This window comes from uncultured Campylobacter sp. (assembly GCF_938018145.1).
Classification (GTDB): domain Bacteria; phylum Campylobacterota; class Campylobacteria; order Campylobacterales; family Campylobacteraceae; genus Campylobacter_A.
In genome coordinates this window covers 1-1671 of sequence record NZ_CALIII010000024.1, presented here as the reverse complement: position 1 = coordinate 1671, position 1671 = coordinate 1, and the positions used below count along the sequence as shown (strand labels likewise).

Sequence of the window (1671 nt, the reverse complement as noted above, 5' to 3'; positions counted from 1 at the left end):
GTCCTGAGTTGCGCCGTTGCCGCTTTCGTAGATGTAGCCTAGGTTGTTGCAAGCAAGCGCAAATTTGGCGTTGCAAGCCTTTTGGTATAAATTTATCGCCTTTTCGTAATTTTTCTCCACTCCGCCCGTGCCTTCAAAATACACCACGGCAAGGTTGTAGCAGCCAGAAGCCTTGTTTTCCTCGTGGCAGGCTTTTTCGTAGATTTCTATCAGCTTTTTATGGTCGCCGCTTTGCTGGGCTTGCATGCCCTCCTGGATAAAGCCCGCGTTTGCGCTAGCGCATAAAATCGCTGCCGCTAGTAGTTTTTTATACATTTTTTCTCCTTTTAAATCGTTTTTACGTCGCGCCCTCTAAAGGCTAGCGCGGTTATCAAAAGCATGCAGCCAAGCGCGATATAGACGCTAATGTGCACCGGCGGCAAATCTCCGCTAGCGTAAGAGTGCATGCCCGTTAGGTAAAAATTTACGCCAAAATAAGTCATCGCGATCGAAGCGTAAGAAAACACCGATGCGATCAAAAATACGTAGAGCGAATTTAGCTTCGGTATAAAGCGCAGATGCAGCGCGATCGCGTAAACTAGGATCGAGACGTACGACCACGTCTCCTTGCTATCCCAGCCCCAGTAGCGCCCCCAACTCTCGTTCGCCCAGATCCCGCCGAAGAAATTTCCAAGCGTTAGCAAGCAAAGACCGATGATGAGGCTTGCTTCATTTATCGCCGCGATGTATCTGATCTGCTCGTTTAGTCTCGCCTCGTTTGCTTTGTTTTTAAACGCCATAAGCCCTAGCGCGATAAGACCTAGCACGCAACCAAGGCCTAAAAATCCATAGCTGGCCGTGATAACCGAGACGTGGATACTGAGCCAATAAGACTTTAGCACCGGAACCAAATTTGTTATCTGCGGGTTTACGAAGCTCATGTGAGCCACCAGCATCACGATGCCCGCTAGCAGCGCCGCCGCCGCAAGCGCAAGCAGCGAACGCCTAAAAAATATCATCCCCGCTAGCGCTCCCGACCAGCCGATATAGATCATCGATTCGTAGCTATCGCTCCAAGGCGCGTGCCCAGAGACGTACCAGCGCAGAGCTAAAGCCGCCGTATGCACCGCAAAGCCTAGCGCGAACGCCGCTAAAATCGCTCGCTCAAGCGGTAAAATTCGCCTTGATAAAAACACCGAAGCAAGCCCTAGTAAAAGCGCAGCAAAGCCCAAAATCCAGTAGAAATAAACCAGTTTTTTAAACACCGAAGCTCGGTTGTAAAATACCTCGGCATCGACCCTGCTAACGCTAGGTAAAATTTCTGCCGAAGCCGTTCGCTGATAGTTTCTTAGCGCGGCTAGCGCGGAGTCCGCCTTGCTCCAGTCGTTATTCGTGATGCCCTCTTGCAGACCCATGAGATAGTCGTTTAGCATGTTTTTTGCGTCTAGAGCGACTCGCTCGTCGTTAAAGGCGTCGTTTGGCGAGAGCCACGCATGCTGCGGATCGTTTGCTGCCGGGATAAATTTAAAAAACGTGCCCTTAAACGTGAGATACGCGATGTTTAGCCGCTCGTCAAATTTGATGAGGTCGTTATCGAGCGTGCCTCGTTTGGAGAGCGGTTTTTCGTTCGCGGCTTCGACCTGCGCGGCTAGCTTATACTCGCCGTTTGAGTCAAAAGCGTCCCTAAAGCTC

1 protein-coding gene and 1 pseudogene are annotated in these 1671 nt (G+C 50.7%); both read right to left on the bottom strand.

The window, feature by feature from the left end; all coding sequences use genetic code 11:
- Positions 1-315: pseudogene (locus Q0338_RS00615) on the bottom strand (HcpA family protein); the annotation flags it as partial.
- Positions 316-326: 11 nt separating this feature from the next.
- Positions 327-1671 (bottom strand): cytochrome c biogenesis protein CcsA (ccsA, locus tag Q0338_RS00610; protein WP_298085075.1); only part of this gene is annotated, 1345 nt, incomplete at its 5' end.